The sequence below is a fragment of the Pseudomonas corrugata genome, from assembly GCF_001269905.1.
Taxonomy (GTDB): Bacteria; Pseudomonadota; Gammaproteobacteria; order Pseudomonadales; family Pseudomonadaceae; genus Aquipseudomonas; species Aquipseudomonas corrugata.
On sequence record NZ_LHVK01000004.1, the window covers coordinates 125318 to 149304 of the forward strand.

Annotated in this window: 20 protein-coding genes and 1 pseudogene; 8 read left to right on the top strand and 13 right to left on the bottom strand. The window is 60.5% G+C overall.

What is annotated here, in order from left to right; translation table 11 throughout:
* Positions 1–60 precede the first annotated feature (60 nt).
* Genes AD665_RS06105 through AD665_RS06115 form a run of 3 tightly spaced genes read left to right on the top strand, consistent with a single transcriptional unit; the run spans position 61 to position 2509 of the window.
* Positions 61–1245, top strand: coding sequence for a hypothetical protein (locus AD665_RS06105; RefSeq protein ID WP_053191380.1), 1185 nt, complete (start codon positions 61–63; stop codon positions 1243–1245).
* A 20-nt stretch (positions 1246–1265) separates the two neighbouring features.
* Positions 1266–1535: an acyl carrier protein gene (locus AD665_RS06110; protein WP_024780075.1), complete on the top strand. Its 270-nt coding sequence runs from the start codon at positions 1266–1268 to the stop codon at positions 1533–1535.
* Between the two features lie 17 nt (positions 1536–1552).
* Positions 1553–2509, top strand: a complete 957-nt coding sequence (locus AD665_RS06115; protein ID WP_024780074.1) for a hypothetical protein — start codon at positions 1553–1555, stop codon at positions 2507–2509.
* An 86-nt stretch (positions 2510–2595) separates the two neighbouring features.
* Here the strand turns inward: AD665_RS06115 and AD665_RS06120 are convergent, their stop codons facing one another.
* The 8 genes and pseudogenes from AD665_RS06120 to AD665_RS06155 form a co-directional block, all read right to left on the bottom strand.
* Positions 2596–4008: an aldehyde dehydrogenase family protein gene (locus AD665_RS06120; RefSeq protein ID WP_024780073.1), complete on the bottom strand. Its 1413-nt coding sequence runs from the start codon at positions 4006–4008 to the stop codon at positions 2596–2598.
* A 3-nt stretch (positions 4009–4011) separates the two neighbouring features.
* On the bottom strand, positions 4012–5061 hold the full coding sequence (locus AD665_RS06125; RefSeq protein WP_024780072.1) for a homoserine dehydrogenase: 1050 nt from the start codon (positions 5059–5061) through the stop codon (positions 4012–4014).
* Between the two features lie 311 nt (positions 5062–5372).
* A pseudogene (locus tag AD665_RS06130) lies at positions 5373–5638 on the bottom strand (Lrp/AsnC family transcriptional regulator); the annotation flags it as partial.
* A 138-nt stretch (positions 5639–5776) separates the two neighbouring features.
* Positions 5777–6214, bottom strand: coding sequence for an Lrp/AsnC family transcriptional regulator (locus tag AD665_RS06135; protein WP_053191382.1), 438 nt, complete (start codon positions 6212–6214; stop codon positions 5777–5779).
* 9 nt (positions 6215–6223) lie between these two features.
* Complete coding sequence (thrC, locus tag AD665_RS06140; RefSeq protein WP_024780782.1) at positions 6224–7603, bottom strand: threonine synthase; 1380 nt, start codon at positions 7601–7603, stop codon at positions 6224–6226.
* A 15-nt stretch (positions 7604–7618) separates the two neighbouring features.
* Positions 7619–8509 carry a LysR substrate-binding domain-containing protein gene (locus tag AD665_RS06145; protein ID WP_024780783.1) on the bottom strand — a complete coding sequence of 297 codons (891 nt, stop codon included), beginning with the start codon at positions 8507–8509 and terminating at the stop codon, positions 7619–7621.
* A gap of 36 nt (positions 8510–8545) precedes the next feature.
* A complete protein-coding gene (locus tag AD665_RS06150; RefSeq protein WP_024780784.1) occupies positions 8546–9976 on the bottom strand; it encodes an amino acid permease in 1431 nt (476 codons plus the stop codon).
* Between the two features lie 150 nt (positions 9977–10126).
* Positions 10127–11404 carry a cystathionine gamma-synthase family protein gene (locus tag AD665_RS06155; protein WP_024780785.1) on the bottom strand — a complete coding sequence of 426 codons (1278 nt, stop codon included), beginning with the start codon at positions 11402–11404 and terminating at the stop codon, positions 10127–10129.
* A gap of 291 nt (positions 11405–11695) precedes the next feature.
* Between AD665_RS06155 and AD665_RS06160 the strand changes: the two genes are divergently transcribed.
* Positions 11696–12880 carry a colicin E3/pyocin S6 family cytotoxin gene (locus AD665_RS06160; protein ID WP_053191385.1) on the top strand — a complete coding sequence of 395 codons (1185 nt, stop codon included), beginning with the start codon at positions 11696–11698 and terminating at the stop codon, positions 12878–12880.
* Positions 12877–13104 (top strand): hypothetical protein, encoded by a 228-nt coding sequence (locus AD665_RS06165; RefSeq protein WP_024780787.1) that lies wholly within the window; start codon positions 12877–12879, stop codon positions 13102–13104. The genes AD665_RS06160 and AD665_RS06165 overlap by 4 nt, the downstream gene beginning before the upstream one ends.
* Positions 13105–13138: 34 nt before the next feature.
* Here AD665_RS06165 and AD665_RS06170 read toward each other — a convergent pair whose 3' ends face one another.
* Both AD665_RS06170 and AD665_RS06175 read right to left on the bottom strand, forming a co-directional pair.
* Positions 13139–14059 (bottom strand): NADP-dependent oxidoreductase, encoded by a 921-nt coding sequence (locus AD665_RS06170; RefSeq protein WP_024780788.1) that lies wholly within the window; start codon positions 14057–14059, stop codon positions 13139–13141.
* A 12-nt stretch (positions 14060–14071) separates the two neighbouring features.
* Entirely contained in the window at positions 14072–14518 is a 447-nt protein-coding gene (locus tag AD665_RS06175) for an ester cyclase (RefSeq protein ID WP_053191387.1), read from the bottom strand.
* 97 nt (positions 14519–14615) lie between these two features.
* Here AD665_RS06175 and AD665_RS06180 point away from each other — a divergent pair, with 97 nt between their 5' ends.
* Positions 14616–15527, top strand: coding sequence for a LysR family transcriptional regulator (locus AD665_RS06180; protein WP_024780790.1), 912 nt, complete (start codon positions 14616–14618; stop codon positions 15525–15527).
* An 80-nt stretch (positions 15528–15607) separates the two neighbouring features.
* Positions 15608–17026, top strand: a complete 1419-nt coding sequence (locus AD665_RS06185) for a Fic family protein (protein WP_053191389.1) — start codon at positions 15608–15610, stop codon at positions 17024–17026.
* A 183-nt stretch (positions 17027–17209) separates the two neighbouring features.
* Here AD665_RS06185 and AD665_RS06190 read toward each other — a convergent pair whose 3' ends face one another.
* The 3 genes from AD665_RS06190 to AD665_RS06200 all read right to left on the bottom strand — a co-directional run bounded on the left by AD665_RS06190 (position 17210) and on the right by AD665_RS06200 (position 22933).
* Positions 17210–17611: a hypothetical protein gene (locus tag AD665_RS06190; RefSeq protein WP_231995015.1), complete on the bottom strand. Its 402-nt coding sequence runs from the start codon at positions 17609–17611 to the stop codon at positions 17210–17212.
* 67 nt (positions 17612–17678) lie between these two features.
* Entirely contained in the window at positions 17679–18074 is a 396-nt protein-coding gene (locus tag AD665_RS06195) for a hypothetical protein (protein ID WP_053191393.1), read from the bottom strand.
* The gene (locus tag AD665_RS06200) at positions 18071–22933 is read right to left on the bottom strand and encodes an RHS repeat-associated core domain-containing protein (RefSeq protein WP_053191397.1); all 4863 of its coding nucleotides are present in this window, start codon (positions 22931–22933) and stop codon (positions 18071–18073) included. The genes AD665_RS06195 and AD665_RS06200 overlap by 4 nt, the downstream gene beginning before the upstream one ends.
* 422 nt (positions 22934–23355) lie before the next feature.
* Between AD665_RS06200 and AD665_RS06205 the strand changes: the two genes are divergently transcribed.
* Positions 23356–23979, top strand: a complete 624-nt coding sequence (locus tag AD665_RS06205; protein WP_053191399.1) for a CDP-alcohol phosphatidyltransferase family protein — start codon at positions 23356–23358, stop codon at positions 23977–23979.
* The last annotated feature ends 8 nt before the right edge of the window (positions 23980–23987 follow it).

Genomic DNA, 23987 nt, shown 5'->3' on the forward strand with positions numbered 1-23987 from the left:
TCGACGGTCCATGCTTTCGTCACTCACCGGTCATGCGATTGGCCCCACCGGAGTTCCATCATGTCGTCGCGAAACTTGCTGTTCTACGGTGTCGTTGCGCTGTCCACGGCTTGTGACCAGGCCGTATTGACCGGTGTGATCTGGATGTCGCTGAAACTGTCCGGTTCGAGCGTGCCCCTGGGTGTCGTCCTGTGTCTCTCGGTGGCGGTACCGTTCGCGCTGGACCTGGTGAGTCGAGGGCGAGCGGCCAACATCGGCGCCGCCTGGCTGGTCACGTTGCGTGTCGCCGCCTTTGTCATTGCGGCGCTCTTTGCCTGGTTTGGGCTGGCCACGGCCCTCGGTGTATTCCTGCTGATCGCGCTGATGGTGGGTACGGTCGACTTCCTTACAGCCAGCTCCCTGGAAATCGAGAATACCCGCCGGGTCGTCGCCGGCTGGCTACCGGCGGACGATGCCGCGCGCTATATGCAAACCGCCATCCAGGTCGGTGGCTTCACGGGCTCGTTGGCAGGCGGAGCACTGTTGGGCCTGCTCGATGACTCGGTCTTTCTGATCGCCGTGGCACTGACGGGAGCGGCCCTCAGCCCGGTCTTGCTGGCTGGCAGGATGAAACGCAGCGTCGCGATCGAGACTCCAGGTCCTGCACCCACGCAGGCCAGGAAAACCTCTGACGATACCTTCGAAATGCCTTACGGCTGGATGGCCTGCCTTGGGCTGATAGCCCTGCATATCGGCGCATTCAACAGCATGATGCCCGTCGTCTATCAGCAAGTTAACCATTGGAGCCCCACCAGTTTCGGCATTGCTTCCGGCGTCGCGGGCATCGGGGCTTTCCTGGCCGCGCTGATGCCATTGGGCAAACATCGCCTGGTGATGTTCGCGACCTGTCTGATCGTGGTCGACGCGCTGATGGTCCTGGCGCCCCACGTGCTGCTTTCGCTGGTCGGGGCGTTTCTGGTCGGATTCGTCACCAACCACCTGCGAATCGCCGTTCGCAGCCAATTGATGCGCTGCGCGAATAACGATGCCCAGGCGGCGTTGGTCGGCAGTCGCAGTACTTTCTGTGCGTATTCGATGCAGGCCACCGGCCCTTTGTTATTGACCTTTGCAACCTCTGCATCGGTCTTCGGCCCGGGGTCCGGCCCTGGGCTGATGATCGGCACCGGCCTGGTTACCGCCATTGGATTGCTGGGGCTGGCTCAGTTGCGTCGAGCCTCGCAGCCCGTTCCGCTGGCGCGTTCATGATTGATTGACGGAGGCACCCGATGAGTTCCACAGACCTTGAAACCGATCGAAACACCGTACTCGCGCAGATCTATCAATTGATGAAGGAAGTGGCGCCCCAGAGCGTCCAGGTCAACCCTGAGTTGTCTTTTCTCGAAGCAGGTGTTGACTCGATGAAGCTGATGCTCCTGGTGACGCGCCTGGAAGACGCCTTTCAAATCGAGTTCGAAACCGACCATCTGGCCCCCCAGTTCCTGGGCAGCCCGGCGTCCGTCGCCGGGCTTCTCCTGAACCACTACCTGACTGCCTAGGCCAAGGATTGCCCGTCATGGAAGAACAACAGTTCCCCTACGATGTACATCTGTACGACCGGCGTTTCCTCAACTGCTTCCAGCGTCATGCCGTTGTGTTCATGAAGCGCCTGGGCATTGAAGTGGACTGGCTTTTTTATAACGCGCTGCCTGCGGTGGACGACCTCTTCCAGCAAATGGTGGTGGAGAACAAAGCCAAGTACGCGCTGCAAAGTCCCTATTTCGCCGCCGACGACCTGGCACTGCTGGGCATACGTTTTCATGAGCGCAAGGCCGAATGCCTGGATGACCTGCTGCCCGTCATCCATCAGCAGATCCAGGCTTATGGCTGCGCCTTCCTGTCGGGGGATGTGTATTACTTTGCCCATTGCCCCGAATACCGCAGCTCACATGCTCAGCACGTTGTCGTGCTGCGCCAGGCCAATGCCGATGGCACCTGGGACATCGTCGATGACAACCCCGCCAGCGTGCTGTGCGAGTACCGATACCCCCAGGAGGTGCTTGATCAGTTCTTCCAGAATGAGGGCAGTCGGCGAATGTTTTGCCTGGAATGGACGCCGACTCAGCAACACGACGTCGACGCGTCATTCCGACAGCGCCATCAAGCATTCCTGGATAACTTCAAGGCACAACCCTGGTTCTATGGCCACCTGGAACAGTTGCTCGACAATCCCCTGGCCTGCAATACGACCAAGTTCCGCGCGCTGCATGACGTGTTCACGCTCCTGGCCGGCTCCCGCCATTGCTTTGCCCGTTACTTGTCGATGACGGGTGTACCCGAGGCAACCATAGAACGAGTCGAACTGTTTGCCAAAGAAGCCGGCGTGCTCAAAGGCTTGATGGTCATGGCGCAAATTACCGGCAAGGTGCGTCGCCGCGATCTGATCGACCGTTGCGCCGCCCTGGAAGGACTGGAGGCCGACTACCTCGATGATCTTCGTTCGAAACATCGACCCAGGGTGGTTGAGGCCTGACGGGCCCACCTGCGGCGCGGGGGCGATGTCAGCCTGGGCGCAATGCCAGGCGAACAACGCTTGCCGATACTTGTTGCCCGGATCGTTCAACCCAACGTATTCAGGCACACCACTTTCGGCTGGGTCATTTCCTCATAGGCAAACCGCACCCCTTCCCGCCCCAGGCTGCCGTACTTGGAGCCGCCGAACGGCATCGCATCAAAACGAAAATCGGAGGAGTCATTGATCATCACGCCTCCGGCTTCGATTCGGCGTGCGGCGCTCATGGCGGTGGCGAGGTCGCTGGTGAAGATGCCGGCGTGGAGGCTGTAGTCGGGCTCGTTGGCCAGGGCGATGGCTTCGTCGAAAGTGTCGAAGGGCTGCAACACCACCACCGGGGCGAAGACTTCGTTGCGCCAGAGGCGGCTGGCGTGGTCGACATTTTCCAGGACGGTGGCGGCGTAGCAGGCGCCTTGGCGGCGGTGGCCGCAGAGTAAGGTGGCGCCGTCTTGCAGGGCTTCGTTCACTATTTGCTCGGCATTCTGCGCGGCTTGTGGGGTGATCATCGGGCCGATGTCGGTGTCGGCCAGCAAGGGATTGCCCACCACCAGCGCTTGGGCCTGGCTGACGAAACGTTCCCGGAAGGCTGCGTAGACCGGCGCCTGGATCAGCAGGCGTTGGGTGCCGATGCAGTTCTGGCCGGCGGCCCAGAAGGCGCCGGACAGGCAACTTTCGACGGCCGTGTCGAGGTCGCAATCGCCCATGACGATGACCGGTGCGTTGCCGCCCAGGTCCATGGCGAGTTTCTTCAGGCCGGCGGTGCGGGCGATTTGTTCGCCGGTGACGAAGCCGCCGGTGAAGGAAATCATGCGCACCTCGCGGGCGGCGACCAGGGCCTTGCCGAGTTCGGCGCGGCCGGTGGCGACGGTGACCACGGATTCAGGCAAACCCGCCGAAACCAGATACGAGACCAATTTGAGGGCCGACAACGGCGTCAGCTCGGACGGCTTGAGAATCACCGCGTTGCCGCCGGCAATGGCCGGGCCGAGTTTGTGGGCCACCAGGTTCAGCGGGTCGTTGTAGGGGGTGATGGCAACGATCAGGCCCAGAGGCTCGCGGGAGAACCAGCCCTGGCGCGATTCGGCGCCGTCATAGGCATCGAACGGCACCACTTCTCCGGCGTTGCGCCGGGCTTCTTCGGCGGACAACTTGAGGGTGTTGACGCAGCGTTTGACTTCCTTTTCGGCCTGCTTGAGGGTCTTGCCGGCCTCGTCGACGATCAGCCGGGCAAACGCCTGGGCGTCGCGCTGGATGTTCGATGCCGCCTGTTCGAGGATGCTGGCGCGGCGATGACGGGGTAGCGCGGCGCAGGCGTGCGCGCCGCTGCGGCCGGTCGCCAGCAACTGCGGAACCTGGGAGGCGCAGACATCCGCGACGCTGCCGACGAGGCTGCCATCAAAGGGGTTGAGGACGTCGATGTGCGCTTGCGTCACGGCCAGGGCCAGTCGAGATACGTTCATGGATTACTCCTGGTCGCGCGCGGCAGACTGGTGGATAGCGATGATGTCCGAGAGCAGCGCAAACGCTGTTTCCGTGCGCCCGGCCCCAGGCCCGGACACCGTCACGGCGCCGAGCAGTTCGGAGGTGAACGACACGGCGTTGGTGGCGCCGCTCACGCCGGCGAGCGGATGATCGTGGCTCAACAGACGCGGTTCGACGCTGGCGCTGATCGAGCCGTTGGCGTGTCGGCTGGCGGCGCCGATGAGTTTCCAGCGGGCGCCGTCCTGGCGGGCTTTTTCGATGTCGCCGAGGTCAATGGAGGAAATCCCTTTGCAGCTGACATCGCTGACCTTCAGCTTGGCGTCGAGCAGTTCGTTCGCCAGGATCACCACTTTGAGGCGCACGTCGTGTCCTTCGACATCCGCGGTCGGATCGGCTTCGGCATAGCCCAGCGCTTGTGCCTTGCCAACCGCTTCGGCAAACCCCAGTCCGTTTTCCATGCAGGTGAGGACGAAGTTGGAGGTGCCGTTGAGAATGCCCTCGAAACCCGTCATCGCACTGCCGGCCAGCGACTGCTTGGCGACGCGAATGACCGGCGTGCCGCTCATCACCGAGCCTTCGTATTCAAAGGCGACGTTGTTGCGGCGGGCCAGTGCTTTCAGCTCGGCGCCATGCAGGGCAATCGGTCCCTTGTTGGTGGTGACGACGTGCTTGCCGCCTTCCAGTGCCCAGCGGCAGAACGAAGTAGCGGGCTCGCCGTCCACCGGGTTGGTGAAGGTGGCTTCGGCGATGATGTCCGCGCCGCTCTCCTTGATCACCGCTTCGTTGAGCGCTTCGGCGTTGCCTCCCGGCCATTGCGCGAAGGCGCCCTTGGTGGTGGGCAGCTTGGCCAGCAGCGCAGCGTCCAGGCCTTCACGACCCATGACCGAGCCAAGAAACAGGTCGGTCACGCCGACGATCTTCAGGGTGAAACCCAGTTCGGTTTTCCAGCGGTCGTTACGCTCGGCGATCAATTGCGCCAATGCCCGATTCACACCGCCGAAGCCGACCAGCGCCAGTTTGTATTCAGTCATTTTTGTTGTGTCCCTTGATCCGGGTGATGAGGTTGTTGGATCTAGGTTAGGGGGGTGGGCCGGGCAGTGAAATATGCCAATTTGCTCTATTTCATGGGCGTTTTGACCAGGGGTTTGTCTGGGTCGATCAGGCGCGGAACGCGGAGCGTCCCTGGCGGCATTCCCACGCGGGAGCGTGGGAACGATCAACAGACACATAACCCTGTGGGAGCGAGCCTGCTCGCGATAGCGTCAGGTCAGTCAACATCGAAGTCGGCTGGTCTACCGCTATCGCGAGCAGGCTCGCTCCCACAGGGGTTGTGTGTCGGGCTTCAGATCACTGACGACAGCACGAATGAGGTGACAGTGTTCTCCACCCCCGGCAACGCCGAGATGTTCTTCCAGACCCTGTGCACCCGCTCCGGGCTCGCCGCGCCGACCCGCAGCATCAGATCGAATTCGCCACTCATCACATCGCACTGAAGCACTTCCGGCATGGCTTGCAGCGCCTGCAACACTTCCGCGCCGTATAACCCTGGATCGCCCCGTCGCGTTCGAGGCGTTCGATGCGCTGGCGCACGGCATTGCGCGACAGGGAGCGAGGGAACGATCAACAGACACATAACCCTGTGGGAGCGAGCCTGCTCGCGATAGCGTCAGGTCAGTCAACATCGAAGTCGGCTGGTCTACCGCTATCGCGAGCAGGCTCGCTCCCACAGGGGTTGTGTGTCGAGCTTCAGATCACTGACGACAGCACGAATGAGGTGACGGTGTTCTCCACCCCCGGCAACGCCGAGATGTCCTTCCAGACCCTGTGCACCCGCTCCGGGCTTGCCGCGCCGACCCGCAGCATCAGGTCGAATTCGCCACTCATGACGTCGCACTGAAGCACTTCCGGCATGGCTTGCAGGGCCTGTAGCACTTCCGCGCCGCGCATGCGGTCGTAGCGGTAGACGAAAATCACCGCATTGATGTTCGACGCAGCCGAAAGTCCCTCCCCCGTTCGCACCGTATACCCCTGGATCGCCCCGTCGCGCTCGAGCCGTTCGATGCGTTGGCGCACGGCATTGCGCGACAGGTTGACCTTCGCCGCCAGCTCGGCATGGGCGGCCCGGGCGTTGAGGCGCAGTTCGGCGATGATGCGCTCGTCGAGCGGGTCGAGAATTCGCTTCACGTGGCCTCCTTACAGCGTGCCGAGCAGTTGATGGAGGGTGTCGAGGTCATCCGGCTGGATCCGATGGATCTGCACCGGGCCGTGTTCCGCGAGCGGGTGATGCAATGGCGAAACGCTGATCCCCAGCTCGCCAAGCAGCACTGCCGATTTGGCCGGTGAGATTTCCCCCAGAGTCACCATCGGCGCCACCAGGCTTCGCCGGTACAACCTGGCCGCGAGCACGCCGGTGGCGGTGTGGGGGTCAATGACGTAGCCGGTGTCACGGTACAGCGAGGTGATTTCTTCCAGGGTCTGTTCATCGCTGACGGCGTAGGAATCGATGATCATCCGCGCCTGCAGCCAGAACTCGTTGGCGATGGTCATCTCGCCGCTGCTTTCGAAGTGCTCCATCAGTGCGCTCACCGCCTGGTCGTCATGCCCGTAGAGCTCCCAGAGAAAGCGCTCCAGGTTGGAAAAGATCGACAGGTCCATGGCCGGCGACAAGGTCTTGTTGGCGCGCAACCGGGAGTAGTGGTTTTTCAAGAACAACTGGTGCAGCGCATCGTTCTGGTTGGTCGCCACGATCATCTGGGTGATCGGCAAACCCATCTTCTGCGCAATGTAGCCGGCATAGACCTCGGCAAAACTCGCCGCCGGCACGCTGAAACCGATGGGCCGCTGGCCGCCGCCCAGTTGCAGTACGGCGTGGAAATAAAACACCAGTTGCGCCAGTACCCCCACCCAGTTGCTGGAGTTGAAACTGATCGCTTCGTGCCCGGTGCACGGCCACTGCCGGAACAACCGGCTGACGAGGGTCTGGCACTCGTCGAAGCTGCCATTGACGGCGAACTGGTGGACCCGGGGATGCGCCACCGCCTGGAGGTGCCAGAGTTGGTCCTGGGGTACGCCCGCTTCCGGGTAGACCACGACCACCACGGTTTCCTCGCAGTGCTTGAATGCTTCGATGGCCGCCAGCCCGGTATCGCCATTGGTGGCGCCGATCACCACGGCGCGACGGTCGCGTTTGCGCAGGAAGTATTGCACCAGCCGAGCCTGGAGCTGGGCGGCAAAATCTTTCGAGGAGCGGGTCGGGCCATGGAACAGTTCCAGGACCCATTCGTTGCGATCCACCTGATGCAGAGGCGCCAGGGAGCGATGGCTGAATTGGCTGCCAGCTTCCTTGAGCATGCGCTTGAGGTCTGCCTCGGGAATCGTCTCGCCCACGAACGGGCTCATCACTCGATAAGCCAGCTCGTCATAGGACAAGGTCGACCAGTTGGCAATCTCCTGGGGTTCGAACAGCGGCAGCTCCAGCGGCACGAACAACCCGCCGTCCGGGGCCACGCCCGATAACACAACCTTTTCGAAATCGACCTGCACGGCCGAATCTCGGGTACTTACATAGCGCATGGTTGGCTCCGGCCATTATTTGAAACGATGTGCCTGCTCGACCAGCCAGGTGGCGAACATGACGGCGTCGGGGTGCTGCTCGGTCCCGGAACCGCGTACCAGATAGAACGACTCGCTGGCTTCGATGCGCTGGGTGAAGGGTTCGACCAGGCGCCCCTCCTCAAGCAGGTCAGCGACCATCGACGACCGGGCCAGGGCGATCCCCTGCCCCAGTTCGGCCATGCGCAAGGTGCAGACCAGCGTGTCGAACTGCATGCCCGTCGACGAATCGACGTGGTCGGCACCGACCATGTTCAGCCAGTACCCCCAGCCTTCTTCATACCCCAGTACATGCAACAGCGGATGCTTCGCCACGTCCGCCGGTTCCTGCAGCGGCGAGCGTGCCATCAGCGCTGGCGAGCAGACGGGAAACAGGGTGTCCCAGGTCAGCCGCTGCGACACCAGGCCCGACCACTGACCATGGCCCCAGCGAATCTCCAGGTCGTCCTCGCCATCCAGTTCTTTGACCCAGATGTTGCTGATGTAGCGGATGTCGACCTGGGGATGGGCCTGGCGGAAGTCCACCAGTTTCGGCGCCAGCCAGTGCACGAAGAACGCCAGGCTGCCGCGGACCTTGATCGGCCGGCGCTTGTGCTGGCCGAAAATCTCGTTGGTCCCCACCGCCAGGCGTGTGATCGCATCCTGCACCACCGGCAGGTAGGACTGGCCTTCCTCGGTCAGCCCCAAGCCACGGGGCAGGCGTTTGAACAGCGCCACCCCCAGGTGGCTTTCCAGCTGACGGATCTGCTGGCTCACCGCGCCTTGGGTCAAGCACAACTCCTCGGCGGCGTGGGTGAAGTTCAGGCAGCGGGCCGACACTTCGAATGCCCGTAGCCAGTTCAACGGGGGTAACGGTTTCTGCTTCATGATCCTGCCTCATTGACGCCCTCCCCCCGGCACCGTCTAGATTGCATCGGACGGCTGGGCCAACGGGTTCACCAGCAAGCGTTGCTCGCGGCTTTTGCGGGTAATGAAGTACACGAAATAGCACCAGGCGATGAATGGCAAGCCGAAGTACAACGCCACCCGCTGCTCCGGATCGAAGGCAATGCCGACACACGCCAACCCGCAGGAGGCCAAGGCCCCCAGTGGCACCCACGGATAGCCGCGGACGCGGAACGTGAGGTTGCGCACATCACCGCCATTGGCGACGTAGTGACGACGGAAGGCCATCTGGCTGGCAGCGATGCTCATCCACACCACCACCACCGCCAACCCGGAGATCGACACCAGCGCCAGATAGATGGTGTCGGCGGCAAATACGCTGCTGAGCAACGAAGCGGCGCCGCCGGCCATGCTGACGATGATCGCGTTGAGGGGCGTGCCCATGCGGGTCAGGGCCGAGAATTGCTTGGGCAGGTGCCCTTGGTCGCTCAGGGTCCAGAGCATCCGTGAGGCGGCGTACAAGCCGGAATTGGCGGCCGACAGCAAGGCGCTGATGATCACAAAGTTCATGATGTCGGCGGAGTACGGAATGCCGATGTAGGTGAACACGGTGACGAAGGGGCTCTCGACGATGCCGGCCTGCTCGCGGGGCAACAAGGTCGACAGAACGAAGATGGTCCCGACGAAGAAGATCGCCAGGCGCAGCACGGTGGTGCGGATGGCGCGGGGCACATTGCGCTGGGGGTCCTTGGTTTCACCAGCGGCGATGCCGATCAGCTCCGTGCCGGAGAAGGCAAACGAAACCGCCAGCAGCGTCATGGCAATCGGCATGAAACCGGTAGGGAACAGCCCTTCGCGGGTGAAGTTGCTCAAGCCGATGCTGTGGGCCTGGTCAATGTGCAGCAGGCCCAGAATCGCGCCGCCGCCGATCAACAGGAACGTCACCACGGTCACCACCTTCACCAGGGATAACCAGAACTCGGTTTCGGCGAACAAACGCACCGAGACCACGTTGCTCAGGAACACCACGCCGGCGAACAGCGCACTCCAGATCCACACCGGTGTGTCTGGAAACCAGCGCGCCATCAGGATACCGGCGGCGGTGAATTCAGAACCGATGGCCACGGTCCAGGTCAGCCAGTACAACCAGGCTACGGTATAACCGGTGCCCGGGCCGAGAAAGCGCGTGGCGTAGGTGCTGAACGAACCGGTTTCCGGCATCTGCACCGCCAGTTCACCGAGGCACATCATCACCAAGTACACCATCAAGGCGCCAATGATGTAAGCGATCACCGCACCCAACGGGCCGGCCTGGTTCACGGTGTAGCCGGACGTGAGGAAAAGCCCGGTGCCAATCACACCACCCAATGCCAGCATGACGATATGGCGCGTTTGCATTTCCTGCTTGAAGCCGACCTGCGTACTGAGTTGTTCTTGTTTTATGGACATGGTTACTCTCATGAAAGTCGTGAGGACGCGCCCCGACCTCTGCGCGCAGTGACGGCGTAGAAGCAACATGGGTTGTCATCCGGTTTTATTATTTTCCTATTCATGAACACCCCCGTGACCGCCTTGTCGCGAGGGGCTGACGCTGACGGTTCAACGGCTGGTTTCGGTGCACACTTCCAGGGTTGAGGCGTGCGTATTCGTTTGCGTCCGCTGTTCCCGCGAGGCCCGGACAAAGGCGAATGCCTGCTTCAAGTCGTCGAGCAGATCATCGGTGTCCTCGATGCCCACCGAGACCCGCACCAACCCCTCGGAGATGCCCAGGGCGAGCCGCTCCTCCAGGGTGTTTTCGACATGGCTGGTGGTGCGCGCCGGGCCATAGATGGTTTCCACCGCACCCAGGTTGCCCGCGCAGTGGGCGAAGCGCAGACGGGGCAAGAGCGCCGTGACGGTGTCCATGCCTCCGACCAGGACGAAACTGACGATGGCGCCAAAGCCGGCCATTTGCGCACACGCCACGGCGTGGTTCGGATGGCTGCGCAAGCCGGGATAGTTGACCGATTCCACCAGCGGCTCGGTGCACAGGAACTCCGCCAGGGCACGCGCGCTGGCTTGCTGCTGACGCATGCGCAGCACCAGGGTTTTCATGCCACGAATGATCATGAAGGCTGAGAACGGGTCCAGTGCCGCACCGTTGATTTCCCGGTAATGCCGTACCTTGGCCATCAGGGATTCGCTGCCACAGACCAGGCCGCCGAGCACATCGCCATGGCCACTGAGGAACTTGGTCGCGCTGTGAATCACCACGTCCACACCCAATGCCAGGGGATTCTGATTGAGCGGCGTGGCGAAGGTGTTGTCCGCCACCACCACGGCGCCGACCCGCTTGGCCGCCGCCACCAGACGCTGGATATCGAGGATTTTCAAAGTCGGATTGGTCGGCGTTTCCAGGTACACCACCTGGCAGCCCTTGGCGATTTCCCGTTCGATCTCGTCGTGATCGAAGGTCTCGCACAAGGTCGCCTCCACCCCCATGCGCGGCAGGAACTCTTCGAAAATCTTGTTGGTGCCGCCGTAGCTGTCCTTGGTGGACACCACCCGGTCGCCTTGGGCCAGGAAGGTGTAGAGCACACTGCTGATCGCCGCCATGCCGGTGCTGAACGCCACGGCGGACTCGGCCATTTCCAGTTCACGGATCTTGGCTTCGAGGGTCTCGACGGTGGGGTTGCTCATGCGGCTGTAGATAAAGCCCGGGGCCTTGCCCAAGGCGACGTCGTACCAGACGTCGATGTCGTCATATCCGTACGCGGCGCTGACCACGATGGGGGTTTGCGTGGCGTTGTAGGGATGCCTGACTTGCTCGCCACCCCAGACCGCCCGGGTTCCCGCTCCTGCGTTATCAAGCCCTGCGCTGTCAGGTTTGTTATTCATTGAGGCTACTCGCACTTAGGGGGTGAACGCTGAGTCATTCACCGGATCTGGCAGCCAATATAGGGAAAAGCAAAGCACCCGAGAAACGATGTTATCGGTGCCAAAGGTCTGCTTTTTTTAATGGCTGGGTGCGAAGTTATTGGCTGCAACGCGCCTTCTTCGTTCACGCGCTCCAGTGTCCTGCGGAGCCTGAGGAAAAAGGCACAACCAATACAGAAAGCGCCTACAGCCCCAGCCTGAGCCCTTGGGTTAGCGTCTCTCCCGCATCGACTGGACGAGACCTGCCCCTCCGTGACACGCCAAAAAGACATCCCCCAAGTCAAGAACCCACCCGGCGGCGACGGGCATTACGTCACCTATCGGGACATGACACCCAGCGAGCTGGCCGAGCGTGAAGCCGGGCAACTGAAGTATGAAGCCATGCTTGCCCGGCAGGCCGCCTACGAAAAGGAACGCTGGGCCACGGTCGATAGAACGCCACTGCCCGTCACCGGCAGTGTGTTCGCCAAGAGCTGCAAGTTACCCGACGGCGTCATTGATTACCGCAACCCCAACGGTTATGTGCCGGCTGATTTGGTCAAGCAGTACGGTGACCTGGTTTGGCTCGGCGGCAGGCATGCCGATGGATCGGGGACTGTGCCCCTCAAGCAGATGGGCGCCGGCGCGGTAACCGCGTCATGGGGCAGACTTGCTCTCGGCGGCACCGCACTTGAAGCAACCGCGGCAACGGTGGGCGGCACCGCCGTCACGGGGCTGTTAACCGGCATGGTTGCCTTGCTCTGGCCTTCCAGCCTGGGTGATAGCGCCCTTTACTCCGAAGAACAGCTACACAACTTGAAGCAGGCCCGCAGCCGCATGCGCCTGCAAATAGAGCAACAGGCCGATGGCAGCCTCAAGGGCTATGGCTTCTATACCGGCCAGAACCGCGATTGGGAAATGGTCGACATCGTCCACCTGGTCCCTCGCGCCGACCACTACATCGCCGACTTGGGTGACGGCATCGAGCTGATCTGGACGCCAGCCGTCGATCCGTCCGACACCCTGGGTATCCCCGTCCTGGAAGCGGCACCGCAGGCCCCTCCCATCTGGATCTACCCGCCCACGCCGATGGCCGACAGCATCATCGTCGATCCGATTTATCCGCCGGAGTATCGGGATTTCATTCTGGTGTTTCCGGTGGGGGCGGGGGTTCGGCCGGTTTATGTGGTTTTGAACACCGCACATCATGACTACTATCCAAAACCGGACTTTCTCCCTGCTTTCCCGGATGCAAGATGGGCTCCGCCCAAAACGCGCATGAAAGGCGGCGGGTTGCGTCCTCGCTGGAAAGATCCAGACAGAGCGATATATGAATGGGACTTTCAACATGGCGCAGTAGAAAAATATAACAAGCGAGGAAAACACTTGGGTGAATTCGATTACGCTACCGGACTCCAGACCAAACCAGCCAACCCGACCAAGACGGTAGAACCATGAACCACACAATAATGGGCGTAGTTGATGGAGAGGACTTTGCGTCATACGAAATAGCACTTCCTATTGAAAGCAAGGACCTAGCTAGAATAATGAATTGGATAAAAGAGGAAGAACACTTGTATGACTATCAGTTAGATAAAGCTCAAATTGAAGCTTTAGAAGAGGCATGCTCAATCGAACTGCCTCGAAATTTAGTGCTTTTTTTGACCAGCAGCGGCAACTGATCAACAGTGAAACTGTTTGGTGGAGGGTTGACGATCAGTTACCCGGGCGAATAACCACCTTCCCTCGGGCATGCCCAGTGGCGACCTTTTCCACCGCCGCCCGGGTTTCCGCCAGCGTGAAGGTGGAGTCGATGATGATCTGCAATTGCCCCGCACTGAACTGTCGGATCGCCTCGGGAAGGAAAGGCACGGCGCTGGCGAAAAAAACGAACTCACCGGCGTGACCGTCCCGACCCTCGATATTGAATTCCACCAGGGTAGATATGCGTCCGCCCGGACGCAGCATCTGCCAGGATTCTTCCAGCGTTTCGCCGCCCAAGGTGTCGAGCACCAGGTCGATTTCGCCCACGCTGTCCAGGGTCTGGGTTCGGTAGTCGATGACTTCATCGGCGCCCAAGCTTTTCAGCAGTTCGAGGTTCTTCGCCGAGGCCGTTGCGATCACATGGCAGCCGGCAAGATGGGCCAGCTGGACCGCCATGCTGCCAACGCCGCCGGCACCGGCGTGGATCAGCACACGTTCGCCGCGCTGCAACTTGCCAATATCAAAAAGCGCCTGCCTGGCCGTGCCATACGCGGTCGGCAATGCAGCGGCCTGTTCGAAACTCATCGGTGCGGGAATGACACAGAGTTCGGAGGCGGCGATGACCAGATGGGTGGCGAACGCACCGCCATGCTCGGGGGAAGTTCGTCCGGCCACTCGATCCCCGGTCTTGAGGACGCTCACCTGCTCGCCGACGGACTCAATCACACCGCTGAAATCGGTCCCTGGGGCATAGGGGAATGCCACCGGGAAGATCGGCTGCATGTAACCGGCGAGTATCTTGACGTCCAGCGGATTGACGCTGGCGGCCTCAATGCGCACGACCACTTCGTTGGGTTGTGGGCTTCGCAACCTCGCTTCGCTCTCGACGATCACATCCGGGCTGCCGAACTCATTAATCAAAGCGCTCTTCATGGGAAAACTCCTTCAGGCCTGGGCAGGGAACTGGCCGAGTTGAAGGAACAGGGCAAACCAGTCTTCCATGTGCCATGTCGTGGTCAGCTTCGCGTCACGGAACGTGTGGAATTCATGAATGCGCAAACTGACCTGCTTGCCGGTGGCGGCGATGCCGAAGAGTTCGCCTGCATGGGTGCCGGTGATTTCGGCGCGCACGCCCATTTTCCCGGGCTCCTGGACCATGTCGTGGACGACGATCCGCACATCCGGAAACGCCTGGACGAAGCTGCGGATGATGGCCTTGATGCCTTCCGGGCCAGGTACCTGGCCGGGTGCCAACGGGATGTCGTCCCAGTCACAGGTGAGTACTTCATCGACGAGGTCTGGCTGTTGGTCACTGAATGCACGGTAGAAGGTTTCAACGGCCCGGCGCTCGGCGCGCAGTTGTTCAGCAAGGTGGGTGGTTGATAGGGTCATTGGGGTTCTCGCCATTGAAGTGGGGTGGTAGCGAGAGTTTGGGATTGAGGGCTATGATCCGTCTAACAAATAACCGATATGAATGATTATTTGATTTATGGATTTTCATGGGATCGACCTGAACTTGCTGGTGGCCTTCGACGCACTGATGACGGAGCGCAATGTCACCCGCGCGGCGGCTCGGGTGGGTGTCAGTCAGCCGGCGATGAGTGCCGCGTTATCGCGGCTGCGAACGCTGCTTGGTGATGGGTTGTTTGCCCGCAGTGCCGAGGGGCTTTTGCCGACGCCTCGAGCTCGGGACCTGGCGGTGCCGATTGCCCAGGCGCTGCACCAGCTTCAAGTTGCATTGGTCGAGCGGCCCGAGTTCGAGCCTGGCAAGGCTTCGCTGGTGTTCAAACTCGGCCTCTCCGATTACCCGGCCTACGTGCTCCTGCCCGCGCTGTTGCAGGCACTCGCAGAGCAGGCTCCGGGGGTTTCGGTGAATGTGTACGCGTTCAATGACCGAGATCACGCGGTCGACATGTTGGACAGCGGCCTGATCGACGCGGCAGTGGGCGTGCCGCCGACCCAGGCGGCGGCGCGGATATTGAGCCGGACCGTGCTCACCGACGAATTCGTCACCATTGTCGCCCATGACCATCCGGTGGCCCGTCGCGCCATGACCCTGAAGACCTATCTGCAACTTCGCCATGTGCTGGTTTCGCCGGAGGGAGACTTGCACGGTTTGGTGGATCACGCCCTTGCCCAACAGGGCAAGCAGCGCGAACTGGCCCTGACGTTGCCACAGATGTTCGCCGTGCCCTCGCTGATCGCCCGCACCCGGTTGACCGCTACGGTGATGAAACGGGTGGCGATGGGCGCGGCGGGCAGCAACAAGCTGGTGATGTTCCCACCACCGGTGACGTTGCCTCGGATGGCGTTCGACCTGATCTGGCACCGGCGCAGCGAGTCTCATCCGGCGCAGCAGTGGTTCAGAGGATTGATAGCGGATGTTGCTGGGCGGGTTTGATGGTTTTCCTCACAAACCGAAACAGGGCATGATGCAGCACCTGCCGGCAGCCCGAAGACGTCATTTCAGAGTAACGTTCCATGACCGAAGTCGAACTTCTACAGATACTGGCGCGAGGTGAAGATAGTCGCCATCAGTACAAGCGCGACCTAGTCAACGCCGACGGTGTGGCTGCCGAACTCGCGGCCCTGGCCAATAGTGGTGGTGGCGAATTGTTTATCGGCGTGGACGACGACGGTAGCATTCACGGGTTGGACACATCCGCCATACAGCGCTTGAACCAACTGCTCAGCAATGCCGCCAGTCAGAACATACGACCGCCCGTTCACCCTCTGACCGAAAACGTGCAGACAGCGTCCGGGTTGGTCATGGTGGTGTCAGTAGCCGATGGGCTGAACAAGCCGTACATGGATCTGCAGGGTCGGGTATGGATCAAAAGTGGCTCCGATAAGCGCCATGTAACAGCACGTGAAGAGCTGCAGCGCCTATTTCAGAGGGCTGGTTTGGTTTATGCCGATGTGGTGCCTGTAGCAGGTACATCTGTCACCGACTTGAACGTCAAGGCCTTCGACACCTACTTTAACCGCCGTTATGGACAAAACAGTGAATTGGATGGGCTGTCGACAGAGCAGTTACTGCAGAATTTGGGGTTAGGTGACGGACGTGAGTTGACCCTGGCCGGCCTGATGCTATTTGGCCGACAGCCGCAGCGGTGGCGACCGGCTTTCCAAGTGAAGGCCGTCGCGTTTCCCGGTACAAGCTTGGCCGATAATCGTTATTTGGACAGTGAGGATATTGGCGGTACGTTACTGGAACAGTTCAAAGGCAGCTTCGCCTTTATCCGTCGCAACCTCCATCACGTGCAGCATGGTCGTGGCTTCAATACACTGGGCGAGTTGGAGATTCCCGAACCGGCGCTGGAGGAGCTGCTGGTCAACGCATTGATCCATCGCGACTACTTCACCAGCGCCTCGATCCGAATTATGGTTTTTGCCGATCGGGTAGAAATCGCCAGCCCAGGCCATCTGCCCGATAGTCTGAGCGTTGAAGCCATCCGCCAAGGCAGAACCAACCGGCGCAATCCAACGTTGACAGAACACGCCGCGCAAATACTGCCTTATAGAGGCCTGGGCAGTGGTATTCCACGAGCGTTTCGAGAATGGCCACGCATTGAGCTGATCGACGACGTGATAGGTAACCAGTTTAGCGCCCTGGCTTGGCGGCCAGATTCGGAATGGAAACCTGCTACCCCCGAAGTCACCCCCGAAGTCACCCCCGAAGTCACCCCCGAAGTTGCGAGGCTTTTGAGGGCTATACGAGGCGAGCTCACACGCAGCGAAATTCAATCCTTACTAGGTCTCAAGGACGAGAAGCACTTCCGCGATGCCTATATCCGTCCGGCCTTGGAAGGTGGCCTGATCGAAATGACCATCCCCGATAAGCCGCGCAGTCGCTTACAAAAGTACCGGCTTACGGCGCATGGGCGGGCATTGCAATAACAGAGCAGACACCGCAAAGCTCTAATGTGGGAACGGACTTGCCCGCGAAGGCAGCACGTCAGTCGACAGAAACTGAAGCATAAATCAGATGTTTGAGCTTCTGAATCCGGATCTTGTGACATGGAGAAATCTCGTATTAACCATCAAACCACAAAAAACGCCTCACACTCCCATAGCCAACTTTTACTCATTCAGATCTCTTATAGAGTCCATCCATAGAAAAAAATAATCTTTCTGTAGCTGAGGGTCGTTCACTATGTCCTGATCCTCATACTGAAATATATTGACGAGATTACTATTCGAAACACGCTCACCTAAAACATACTCATAAGCCGCTATTCCCGAAGACATCTGAGAAGACATACTAGAAGGGCGAACATTACGCTTGGCCCCTTTGCATAAAAACTTTACATCCGCGTGCTCCTTGATTATTTTCCCGAGACATTGATACACATCTACTCCCAAATATTTTTTTGACCAACCATCTTCAAGGGTCAATAAGATAGTGGATTTTCCCACACCAACATCAAACCACGCTTCCTCTCTCTGACCGTCTTTTAAAATTGAAATAACTTGCCTCTTCACTTTTACCTCCCCCTTAGATATTAGAAGCTCAGGACGGTGCCTTAAGGAGCCAGGGAACAGGACCATATTACTTCCTGACAGATTCAATCCAGCTTCTGTAGAACAACTTCTGCTGGCGCGGATCGTCTGCCAAATTTTCATCATCATAGTCAAAAATGTATACTACATCTTCGAGAGATGGCGCCACACCCAACTTTAATTCGTAGGCTTTCAATCCCAGCGACATCTGTGCTGACATCCCGGATGGATGGACGTTCACCTTGGAACCTTTGCATAAAAACACGACGGCAGGGTTATCCTGTCGAAGAATTGCAAAGCATTTATAAAAATTGCTACTCGTATAAGTTTTATATACTCCATCGGTCGCAAAAAATGTTATCGAAACGTGTTCTGGATCACACAAGAGACAAGTCAAATTTCTCTCCCCCCCCACGCAGGTATAAACCTTAACTTTTGAGATCATTTTCTTATTTTCCTGTTGGGATTCGGTATGGAATAACCAAACTCTTTACCATTTTCTAGAATCAATGTTGCACCAAGCACGTCCTCGTTACTTATTTTTCCAGGTATGGCTATTTCTTTTTCTGCCTTAAACAAATATGCTGCCCCCAGCTCCTTCTGCAAGTCATATCCTGGCACCTTCTGAAGCGAGTACAAGTAACCCACAGTCGCAAAATCATTAGTGGCGAATTTTTTCCCCACTTCCCTAGAGTAGGAGGTAGGAATGAAATAACTAGGAGGATCATCACTGTCTAGGGAGTGCAAAAACAAATCCTTGCTAAATCCCTTACTCTTAAATCCATTTTCAAATACATCCTCCGGATCTCGCTCGTCACCACGGTATAAATAATCATCTTCTCTCTTAGGTTCAGGTGTTTTGGACTCGCCCTCATCCACCCCAACCTTCGCAGCCGGATCCTGCTCCCCAACCGCCGGCCTGCACCCACCCTTCCCCGGACAATCCACCAACCCCAACGGATCCACCCACCCCGTCGGGTTCAGGGTGTACCGATACCCATTGAGCCCACCCGCCAGTTTGCTCGGATCAGGCGTCAGGTAGCGGCCCGTTTCCGGATTGTAGTAGCGGTGCCGGTTGTAGTGCAGGCCGCTTTCCGGGTCGAAGTATTGGCCCTGGAAGCGCAGCGGTTGTTCCAGTTGTTCGCCGCCGCCGTGCTCTATCGCTCGGACTTTGCCGTAGCCGTGGTAGCGCGCCGACCAGACGATCTGGCCGCCGTAGTTGGTCAGTTCCTGGGGTGTGCCCAGGTGGTCGAGGTGGTAGTAGAACGGGCAGGCGTTGAGGCCTTTGCCGTCGAGCAGTGCCAGCGGGCGGAAGGTGCCGGGTTCGTAGAGGTAGCTGCGGTGGTGATGGCGGCTGCTTTCAGCGACGAGTTGGTCGCCCTGCCAGAAGAACTCGGTGGTCAGGCCGGCCACGGTCTTGCTGATGCGTCGGCCGAAGGCGTCGTAGCGGTAGGACGTTTCGCGACCGTCCGCCGTGGTGACGCCAATCAGGCGGTGCTGGCTGTCGTAGCGGTATTCGGTGACGAGGGCCTGAGCCTTGCCGCGGCGTTCGCGGATCAGGTTGCCGAAGGCGTCGTAGTGACGGTCGCCCTCCATCAGCAGGCGATTGCCCTTGAGGTGGGTCGGGCCGGGGCGGTCCTGCATCAGCAGGTTGCCGGCCGGGTCGTGGGCGAAGTGTTCCGCGGGATCGGTGTGGGAGTGTTCGATCCGGGTCAGGCGGTCCAGCGGGTCGTACTGGTACTCGCGCCGCCCTCGACGGCTGTCGGAAAGGGCGGCGAGGTTGCCCTTGGGGCTGTAGGCATAATCGCGCCAGAACAAGGTCTGCTGGTTCTGCAGCACGGTGTGGGCCTTGAGCCGGCCCTGTTCGTCATGTTCGTACTGGCTGAGCAGCAGGCCCTGTTGGCGCTGGTGTTCGCGGCCGCCACGCAACTGGTGTTCGGTGAGGCGTGCGCCGTTCAGGTCGATGGCGGTCAGCGCGCCACCCGGGGCGTGGTGGTAGTCGACCTTGCTGTTGTCCGGCAGGCGCAGGTGATTGAGCCGTCCGCAGGCATCGTAGCCATAGCGCAGGGTGCCCCAGCCCTGGTGCTCGGTGATCAGCCGGTCCTGGGCGTCGTACTCGAAGGCCAGCGGATGGTCGCTGCCGTCATCGATATCAACCAACCGGCCCAGCCCGTCGTAGCGGTACTGGATCGCCTGGCCGTCGGGCAGGGTCTTGATCAGCAGGCGTCCGGCCGTGTCGCGCTGGTAGGCAGTGACAAGCTGGCTGCCGTCGGCACCGAACTCGGTTTTCTCCAGCAGCTGTCCATTGAGGTCATAGGCATAGGCGGTGCGTTGGCCGTCGAAGCCGACTTGCTGTCGGATCAAGCCGCCGGGGGTGTAGTCCAGCTGATATTTTTCCCCGGATTCGTTCTCGATTTCGGTCAGCAGCAGCCGCGCCGAGTCGTAGCGGTAGTGCAGCGTGCTGCCGTCGGGATTGACGCGGCGGCTGACCAGGTGCAGGTCATCGGCGTACTCGTAGCGGGTGACGCGGCCCTGTTCGTCGCGCTCGGCGGTGACCTTGCCGTAGGCGTTGTAGCTCCAGGCGCGGGTGGCGCCGGTGGGCAAGGTGGTCTGCAGCAGCCGGCCCACGGCGTCCCATTGGTAGTGCGTCACCGCGCCGTGTTCGTCCTGGCGGGTCAGCAAGCGCCCCAAGACGTCGTAGGTAAAAAACCGCTGGCTGGCGTCAGGCAGGGTTTCTTCTGTCAGTTGGCCGAGCCGGTTCCAGGTGAAGCGGTGTTCACTAGTGTCCGGGTAGTGGATCGACAGCAACTGCCCGTGGGCGTCGTAGGCATACCGGGTGCGCTGTTGATCCGGGTCGATGGCTTCGATCACCTCGCCCCGGTCATTGCGCTGATAGGTCCATACGGCCTTGCCGCGGGCCCGGGCGTGCAGGAAACCGTTGCGGTATTCGTAGGACGTGGGCGCGTCTTCGGGGGGAATCAGCGCCACTAGCCGTCCGACTTCGTCGTAGTGATATTCGGTGACGGCGCCCAACGGGTCCTGTTCGGCGATCAGCCGGCCTTGTTCGTCGTAGGCCTTGAGGTGTTCGCCGCCGTCGGGCTCGACCTTGCGCACCAGCCGTGCGCGGTCGTCGTGGACATAGATTTCCTCGCTGCCATCGAGGTGGCGGACCGTGACGCTGCCGTCCTCGCTCCAGCTGTAGCGCGTGTCCATCTGCGCGAACGAGGCCCAGTGCCGCACGCAGCGGGCCGCCTGCCCGACGCCCTGCCATTCCCAGAAGAAACTCGCACCGCCAGCCAGTTGCCGCTGGAGGATGACGTGAGCATCGTCGTAGTCGTAGCGCTCGCTTTCCCCGGCGGCGTTGGTAGCTTCGATCAGCCGTGAGCGCGCGTCGTAGCGATAGGTCGCCAGGGTCTGCTCGGTACGCCAGGCTTCATCCAGGGTGAGGGCCGGGTGCAAGCTCTGGTAGTCGATAGCCACCAGGTGGCGCTGCTCGTAGCGCAAACGCAGGCAGCGCCCGGCACCGTTGTCCAGGCGGCTGATGTCGCCATGGATGTTGCGCTGGATCGTCAGGCGGTTGTCGTAGCGGTCGCTGAGGGCGGTCAGATGACCGTCGCGAAAGTGTAGGAAAGGTGCGTTTTCGCCGGGCTGGGCGACGATCAGTTCGTCCGGCTCGCTGCCCAGGTAGATGGCCGCCCGGGCCAGGCTGTTGTGGATCGCCGAGCGCTGGGCGTTGGGCAGCGGAAAGGTCGTGCGGCGGTTTTCCTGGTCGATCCAGATGACCTGCTCACCCTCAAACAGCAAGCGGTGCGCCAGGGCATGGCTCCAGCCGCGCCCCAGGCCCACGTCCAGATCCGCCGCGCTGCTGCGGTACAGGCGGGTGAAGACAAACGGCAAGCGGCCATCGAGCGTGCCGTCGTCCAGGGTCAGCAGTTCTTCGCCGGTGACCATCGACACCGGACAGCCGTCGGTGCGGGTCAGGGCCGCGCTGTCGGCGCTGTCGCCGTTGGGGTTTTTCGATTGGGCCGGGGCGTCGTCGTGGGGTTCGTACTTGCTCAGCCGGGTAGCACTTTGGGATTTTTCCCGCGCCACGGCAGCCGGATTACTGACAGACAAGGACGGCCCATGCTCAGGCGTGATCTGCAACGGGCCAACAGGGGTCGGCTTCAATGGCGCGCCCTGGGCGCTGATCACCACCGGTTTCAACACATCGGCATGCTGGTTGAGCCGGTCAGGGGCGAATTGGCCCAGCCGTTGGCTCGACGCTCGTAACCACTCCCGTGCTCGCCCGGACTGAAGCTGGTCCAGCACCTTGCCACTCATGCGCACGCCCAGGCCGAGGGTGCCGGTCAATCGGATCAGCAGAAAATTGATCAGCACCGAGACCCGTATCTGCCCGACGACTTCGGCCAGGTACTGGGGCGGCAACATCCGCAGCCAACTGGCGAATGCGGCCATGTGCACGAAGAGCAACGGCTCGTCGCTCAGCAGCATCAGTCCCTTGGCAATGGCCTCGGATGAGGCCTTGAGCAACTGGTCGAGTTCGACCTGGGTCAGGTACTCCAGCAGTTTCTCGCTGTTGGCTTGCAAATCCGCCAGCAGCTCGAAGAGCTGCTTGACGTCATTCCACAGTGCCTGCAGGGCGTTTTCGAGGCCGCGCCAGTCGGCTTGCTGCAACAGGTTGTAGCGTTCGCGAAACCCGGCGTCGGAAAACTCCGCCCAGAGCGGTTGAAACTGGATTTCCCATTCCTCTTTCAGCCAGCCCTCGAGCTCGCCAATCACCCCCTGATAAGACGCATACAGCGCCTTGACGTGATCCACTGTGACCTTGGGGAAGAAGCTGATGCGATAGCGGCGCCCCCGCCAGCACTTGGGAATTTCCAGGATGCCGCTGGGGCCGATGATGTGATGGACCGGCTCGCCAAAGGTTTCCTTCCCCGGTTCACCGTCGATGACCGGTTCCAGCATCACCGGCGTGTTGCCGATCGGCACGAAACGCGCCGCCTGGAACATGTGCACCAGCGTCAGCGGGCCGCTCGCCGGACACCTCGCCATAGTCGCAATGAAGGGTTCATCCAGGTTTTTCGGCGCCGCGAGGGCTACTTCGTTGCCAACCTTGAAGACCTGCTCGATGTCCAGCGCCGAGCTGGTCCAGAAGCTCTGCGCCCAACTGTCGTAGTCGTTCAGGCAGTTGCGAAAATCCGCCAGCACCGCTGCCGCATCGGGATGATCGGGGTCCATGGCCGCCACCACCAACAAGCCGATGGCGTTGTTCAGGCGCAGGAGTTTGTCGGGGGCAAACATGCAGGGATCTCGCGGTACAGGGACGGACGCGAGACTTTGCCGGGGCGAGCTGGAGAAATAAGTCAGGGAAGGAGGTATTGGCTGTAGGGCGATTCGCTAAATCCGGTCGCGATGCCATCGCGAGCAAGCTTTGCTCCCACAAGGGATCAGTGCTGGAGTTTGGGATTCGGGAGATCCGCAACTCCATGTGGGAGCGAGCCTGCTCGCGATAGCGTCGGCACAGCCAGCATCAGCGACGACTGACACACCGCCATCGCGAGCAGGCTCGCACACATTTGAATGGTGTTTCCATCCCTGGCTGATTCAGCACGAGATGTAGACCGAAGCTCATTCCCAACAAATACCCACCAGCAAACCCTCAACCTATCGTAATCTCGCAGCTGAATCCTTTACGCCCGCAACCGGCCCGAGATCCCGCCCCGATGCCCTCCATCTATCAACTCAAACCTGCATTCCAGAACCTGCTGCGCCCTACCGTTCAACGGCTCTACGACAAGGGTGTCACAGCCAACCAGGTCACCCTGCTAGCAGGCATTGTTTCCGTGCTGGTGGGTGCGGTGATCGCCTGGTTTGCCAGCCATCCGTGGGTGTTTGTGCTGGTGCCGGTCTGGATGTTCCTGCGCATGGCCTTGAATGCCGTGGACGGCATGCTGGCGCGGGAGTTCGGGCAGCAATCTCATCTGGGTGCCTACCTGAATGAGCTATGCGATATCATCGCCGACGCAGCCCTGATCCTTCCCTTTGCCCTGATTCCCGATGCCAGTCTGTTGCTCGTGTTGTTGGTCACGCTGTTGGCGTTGTTCAGCGAATACGCGGGTGTGCTGGGGGCGATGGTCGGGGCGTCGCGGCGCTATGACGGGCCCATGGGCAAGAGTGACCGCGCCTTTGTATGTGGCGTGCTGGCGACCGGTATTGCCTTGGGTTGGTTCGGAGCGCTGTGGGTCGATGGTGTGATGGCGGTGGTTGCTGCCCTGCTGGTTTATACCTTGGTCAACCGGGTCCGTCATGGCCTGGACCAAGTGAAGGAAAACGCTCCCTCAGCATAAAGGAACTT